The organism is Kitasatospora sp. MY 5-36, assembly GCF_001182915.1.
In the GTDB taxonomy this organism is placed as follows: Bacteria; Actinomycetota; Actinomycetes; order Streptomycetales; family Streptomycetaceae; genus Kitasatospora.
Genome location: NZ_LFVW01000500.1, coordinates 1 through 5,672, shown reverse-complemented (window position 1 = coordinate 5,672; position 5,672 = coordinate 1). Strand labels below are relative to the sequence as shown.

The 5,672-nt window shown below is 72.9% G+C and carries 6 protein-coding genes; 3 read left to right on the top strand and 3 right to left on the bottom strand.

The genetic code is table 11. The features are described from left to right. Nucleotides 1-49: 49 nt before the first annotated feature. The 3 genes from AE652_RS28175 to AE652_RS28165 form a co-directional block, all read right to left on the bottom strand. Complete coding sequence (locus tag AE652_RS28175; protein ID WP_049656486.1) at nucleotides 50-1,402, bottom strand: PD40 domain-containing protein; 1,353 nt, start codon at nucleotides 1,400-1,402, stop codon at nucleotides 50-52. Between the two features lie 196 nt (nucleotides 1,403-1,598). After that, nucleotides 1,599-2,369 (bottom strand): 1-acyl-sn-glycerol-3-phosphate acyltransferase, encoded by a 771-nt coding sequence (locus AE652_RS28170; protein ID WP_049656484.1) that lies wholly within the window; start codon nucleotides 2,367-2,369, stop codon nucleotides 1,599-1,601. A gap of 222 nt (nucleotides 2,370-2,591) precedes the next feature. After that, a complete protein-coding gene (locus tag AE652_RS28165) occupies nucleotides 2,592-3,017 on the bottom strand; it encodes a DUF4395 domain-containing protein (protein ID WP_049656482.1) in 426 nt (141 codons plus the stop codon). A gap of 304 nt (nucleotides 3,018-3,321) precedes the next feature. Here AE652_RS28165 and AE652_RS28160 point away from each other — a divergent pair, with 304 nt between their 5' ends. The 3 genes from AE652_RS28160 to AE652_RS28150 all read left to right on the top strand — a co-directional run. After that, on the top strand, nucleotides 3,322-3,672 hold the full coding sequence (locus tag AE652_RS28160; protein ID WP_049656479.1) for a thioredoxin family protein: 351 nt from the start codon (nucleotides 3,322-3,324) through the stop codon (nucleotides 3,670-3,672). A gap of 252 nt (nucleotides 3,673-3,924) precedes the next feature. Continuing rightward, on the top strand, nucleotides 3,925-4,710 hold the full coding sequence (locus AE652_RS28155) for an electron transfer flavoprotein subunit beta/FixA family protein (protein ID WP_049656477.1): 786 nt from the start codon (nucleotides 3,925-3,927) through the stop codon (nucleotides 4,708-4,710). Between the two features lie 46 nt (nucleotides 4,711-4,756). Further along, nucleotides 4,757-5,672: electron transfer flavoprotein subunit alpha/FixB family protein (locus AE652_RS28150; RefSeq protein WP_049656476.1), on the top strand; the 916-nt coding region annotated here is incomplete at its 3' end.

Genomic DNA, 5,672 nt, shown 5'->3' with positions numbered 1-5,672 from the left:
ATCCGGGTCCCGGATGGGGGTTCTTCGCATTTCCAGGGCCGGGGCGAATCTATTCGTCGGAGTCGGATTCGGCCTGCGGCTTCTCCGTGGGCGCCTGCCCCTGGGCCTGAGCCGGCTGCTGGGCGTCGGGCCGCAGTGCCTGAGGTGCCGATGACGCCTGACCCGAGGCCTGATCCGACGGTTGGGCCGACGCCTGGACCTGGTCGGCGGGAGCCGCCGGGGCCTCCGCCGTCCCCCAGGCCGGCCGGCTGAGCCACTTGTCCGCGCTGTTGGTGAGACGGGCGACGCCCGTACCGTCCGGCCGCATGCTGTACAGGTCGGCGCCGGTGCCGGCGGGCGCCTGGGCGAAGACGATGGACTTGCCGTCGGGAGCGTAGGCGGCCGCGCCGTAGAAGGCGTCCGAGGGTGCGGGGGTGAGGGCGCCGACGGCGCTGCCGTCGGGGTGGACGGTGTAGATGCCGCCGCCGGGGGCGTTGTCGGGGCCGGCCGGGTAGGTGGTGAAGAGGATCTGGGTGCCGTCGGGGGACCAGTCCGCGCGGTCGCCGGCGCGCAGTTCCCAGGGGGTGAGCTGGCGCAGCCCGGTGCCGTCCGCGCTGACCACGTAGATGGCGCGGCTGTTGGCGGGCTGCCCGGTGGCGCTGGTGCGGTACTCGAAGGTGAGCTGTTTGCCGTCGGGGGACCAGCTGGGGTTGCTGACCGCGCCGGAGTAGGGCTTGTCGTTGGTGAGGAAGGTGAGCCGCTGGACGTCGGTGCCCTCGGGGGTCATCAGGTAGAGGTCGGAGTACTGGATCTGGTGGCTGCCGGACGGGTCCAGGGCGCCCCAGGAGCGGCTGAAGGCGACCTGCTTGCCGTCGGGGGAGAAGGCGGGGGCGCGTTCGTCCTCGTTGGCGCAGTCGGCGGTGCCGCTGTCGCAGAGCTGGTTGACCTGGTGCTCGGGGCCGCCGGCGGTGAGGACGGTCCAGAGCCGGGCGGTGCCGGTCTGCGGGTCGGTGCGGTCGAAGGCGATGGTGGCGCCGTCGGGGGACCAGTCCGGGCGGTCGTCGAGCGCGCGGGCCGGCGGCTGGGTGACCTGGTGCTGGCCGGTGCCGTCGGGGGAGAGGGTGACGATCGCGGTGCTGGTGCGGGCGGCGTCGGTGTAGGCGCGGCTGACGATCAGCCCGTTGTGCGCGGCGGCCGCGGGGGCTCCGACGGCCGCGCCGACCACGCCGGGGGTCGCGGCGGGTGTCGCCTCGGGGGTGGCGGTGGGGGTCTCCGGCCGGATCTCCGAGAGCGGGATCTCCCCGGGTTCGGCCCCGCAGCCGGTGAGCAGGGCGCCCAGAAGCAGAAGGCCCGCACCGGCGCTCGCGCGGGTGCGGGCCCTGCCCGTGGGTGACTGCCGTGTGCCGGTGGTGATCCGTGCCATCTCCGCCTCCGAGACTCTCGACCGCTCCGACGTGTGCCCCCGCCGAGGATTCAGGACGAAGGCCCCTGAAAGGAGCTGTCACTGTGTCAGACGGGGGACGTCGGCGGTCCAGCGACACGCGACGGACCGCGCTCGCTCGATCGCACGGAGTAGAGGGGAGTGGAGGGGAGAGGAACAGAGGGGAGCGGAGCGGGCCTCAGCCCCGGGCGGCGCGGCGCTCGGCCTTCGCGAGGGCCTCTGCCTCGTCCTCGGCCTCGGCGACCTCCAGGGTGGGCGCGGTGCCGCCGAGCTGGGCGGGCAGCCACCAGGTGTCGTCCGGGCCGGAGGGCTTGCCGGGGTACTCGCGCTGGGCCTGGTCGAGCATCTCGCTCATGGCGGCGCGCAGCCGCCGGGTGACCATCACGGGCTTGTCGTCCGGCCCGAGGTGGATCGGCTCGCCGATCATGATGGTGACCGGGACGTGCCGCTTGGTGAGGGTCTTCGGGCGGCCCTTGGTCCAGAGCTGCTGGGTGCCCCAGAGCACGACGGGCAGCAGCGGGGTGCCGGAGTCGGCGGCCATCCGGGCGGCGCCGGTCTTGAACTTCTTGAGCATGAAGGAGCGGCTGATGGTCGCCTCGGGGAAGACCCCGACCACCTCGCCGGCCTTGAGGGCGCGCACGGCGGCCTCGTAGGCGGGCTGGCCGTCGGTGCGGTCGACCGGGATGTGCTTCATGCCGCGCATCAGCGGGCCGGAGATCCGGTGCTTGAAGACGTCGTCCTTGGCCATGAAGCGGGTCTTGCGCTTGCCGCCGCGGTACGCGCCGAGGCCCGCGAAGAGGAAGTCCAGGTAGCTGATGTGGTTGCTGACCAGTACCGCTCCCCCCCTGGCGGGGATGTGTTCGGCGCCCACGATCTTGATCCGCGCGTCGAGCGCGCGGAAGGCGGTGAGTGCGGCGCCGATCACCGGCGGGTACACGAACTCTGCCACGGTCAGTCCTGACTTCCACGGGCCGGAGCCCGGTTCGGCGGGTACCCGCTCCGTTGCGCGGGCGGTGCCGACCGGAGTACGGCACTCCGCGGCGGTCACGGGTGATTCACGGAGATGATCCCCCGAACGAGTGCCTGCTGTCACCTGAGGCGTGCGGTCAAGTGAATATTGCCGATGTGATCTCCGTGATGAATTCGAACGGGAACTTTTCGGCCGCTCGCATCAGGCGCGGGAGGTGAGGCGGCCCTGGGCGTGCCGGACCAGGGGGTAGAGCTCGCAGCCCACGGAGTAGCCGAACACGGCGTTGGCGAAGGCGGCGGTGAGGGCGGTCGAGGCGCCCATCACGCCGAGCCACGTCACCTCGGTGCAGTAGCCGAGGGTGCCGACCGCGGCGAAGACCATGAGGACGCCCTGGTCGAGGCGGAGCGGCCGTTCGTCCTCGGTGGCGGAGGGCGGTGCGAGCCGGGGCAGCACGAGCGCCTGGAACAGCCGGACGTACGGGGCCAGGCGCAGGCCGCCGAACGAGCCGAGGGCGAAGACGAGCGTCTGGGCTCCCAGGAGCGGGCAGCTGCCGGTGGCCAGGACGAGGGCCAGGACGATCGCGGTGAGCGCTGCGGCTAAGCGGGGACCGCGGGGATCGGTCTGCAACGGGGCTCCGGGTGGTCGCGACGGGCGGCGGCAGCGGCGGGGCGTCAGCGCCGTCGGTGGACGGTGGTCCTGGCCGGGGCGATGACGCGGCGGCGGACCGGCGGCGGCATCGGGTGGCGGTCGGAGTCCATCGGCCGATCGTACGTGTCCCGGCCCTGGCGGTCGACCGTGTTTCGGGCGCCGCGGGCGCTGCCGCAGACTGGGGGGATGACCGGGCCGACGGCGTGCGTTGTCGTGCCTCGACGGGGCCGGTCCCGGCCCGCCGTGGCCGGGGTGAAGGGCCGGGAGTGACGGGAGGACGAGGGTGAGCACCGAGGACGGGGCGGACGCGGTACCGCGGTCGGACGCCGTACGGCTGTCGGGGGCGGAGCTGGGCGGGCCGCTCGGCGCGCGGGCGACGCTGGTGCAGTTCTCGACGGCCTTCTGCCAGCCGTGCCGGGCCACCCGGCGGGTGCTCTCGGAGGTGGCCGGGATGGTCGACGGGGTGGAGCACATAGAGGTGGACGCCGAGGAGCGGTTGGAGCTGGTCCGCCGGCTGGAGGTCCGGCGGACGCCGACCGTCCTGGTGCTGGACGGGGAGGGCCGGGTGGTGCGTCGGGCGGCGGGCCAGCCGCGCCGGGTGGACGTGATCGCGGCGCTCGGTCGCGTGGTGTGAGCAATCCGGCCGCAGGTGTTCCGCCCCGGCGGGTGGAGTCGGCCCCGCGCTGGGGCAGGATGGGCACAGGCGGCGGGAGCGGCCGCACGGCATAAGCTACTGGCCAGTAGTGACCACTGCACTACCGGCGAGTATGCTGCCAGGAAGTTCCGGACCGGCACGGGAATTCGCTGCCCGGAGCGGGTGCGTGCCGTGTTCGCGCCCGCTTGCACCGCCGCAGCCGCCGGACGAGACCAGTACAGGAGACAGGCCGTGAGCTTGAGGATCGTTGTCTGTGTGAAGCACGTGCCGGACGCGACGGGTGACCGTCGTTTCGCGGACGACCACACCACCGACCGGGAGGGTGTGGACGGCCTCCTGTCGGAGCTGGACGAGTACGGCGTGGAGCAGGCGCTGCGGATCGCGGAGGCGAACGAGGGCGCCGAGGTGACGGTGCTGACGGTGGGGCCGGACGACGCGAAGGACGCGTTGCGCAAGGCGCTGTCGATGGGTGCGGACAAGGCCGTGCACGTGAACGACGAGGACATCCACGGTTCGGATGTGGTCGGGACGTCGGCGGTGCTGGCGAAGGCGCTGGAGAAGGCCGGGTTCGACCTGGTGATCGGTGGCATGGCGTCGACGGACGGTTCGATGGGTGTGCTGCCGGCGCTGCTGGCGGAGCGGCTGGGTGTGCCGCAGGTGACGCTGCTGTCGGAGGTGTCGGTCGAGGGCGGCGTGGTGAAGGGCCGTCGGGACGGTGACGCGGCGACGGAGCTGGTGGAGGCGGCGCTGCCGGCGGTGGTCTCGGTGACCGACCAGTCGGGTGAGGCTCGGTACCCGTCGTTCAAGGGGATCATGGCGGCGAAGAAGAAGCCGGTGCAGTCGTGGGACCTGGACGACCTGGGCATCGAGGCGGACGAGGTCGGTCTGGCGGGTTCGTGGACGGCGGTGGAGTCGGTGGCGGCGCGTCCGGCGCGGACCGCGGGCACGGTCGTCAAGGACGAGGGCGAGGGCGGCAAGTCGCTCGCGACCTTCCTCGCCGACCAGAAGTTCATCTGAGCCGTCCCCACCCCCCGACCCAGCGAATACACGGAGACATTGAGCAATGGCTGAGATTCTCGTCCTGGTGGACCACGCCGACGGCGCGGTGCGCAAGCCGGCCCTGGAGCTGCTGACCCTGGCCCGCCGTATCGGTGAGCCGTCCGCCGTCGTCCTGGGCGCCGGTGCGGCCGCGGCCGGCATCGCGGCGAAGGCCGGCGAGTACGGCGCGGTGAAGGTGTACGTCGCCGACGGCGCGGAGTTCGCCGACCAGCTGGTCGTCCCGAAGGTGGACGCGCTGGCGCAGATCGCCAAGGCGAACGACGTGGCCGCGGTGCTGGTGACGTCCTCCGGTGAGGGCAAGGAGGTGGCCGCGCGCGTCGCGCTGCGGATCGGCTCCGGCATCATCACCGACGCCGTCGACCTGCGCGCCGGCGACCAGGGCCCGATCGCCACCCAGTCGGTGTTCGCCGCCTCGTACACCGTCGACTCCCGGGTGAGCAACGGCGCACCGGTCATCACCGTCAAGCCGAACGCCGTCGCCCCGGAGGCCGCCCCGGCCGCCGGTGCGGTGGAGGACGTCGCCGTGGCGTTCACCGGCAACGCCGCCAAGGTCGTCTCGCGCACCCCGCGGGTGTCCTCCGGCCGTCCCGAGCTGACCGAGGCCGCGATCGTGGTCTCCGGTGGCCGTGGTGTCGGTGCCGCCGAGGGCTTCGGCGTGGTCGAGGAGCTCGCGGACGCGCTGGGCGCGGCCGTCGGCGCCTCGCGTGCCGCGGTGGACGCCGGCTGGTACCCGCACAGCAGCCAGGTCGGCCAGACCGGCAAGCAGGTCTCCCCGCAGCTCTACATCGCGGCGGGCATCTCCGGCGCGATCCAGCACCGGGCCGGCATGCAGACCTCGAAGACCATCGTGGCCGTCAACAAGGACCCGGAGGCCCCGATCTTCGAGCTGGTCGACTACGGCGTGGTCGGCGACCTCTTCC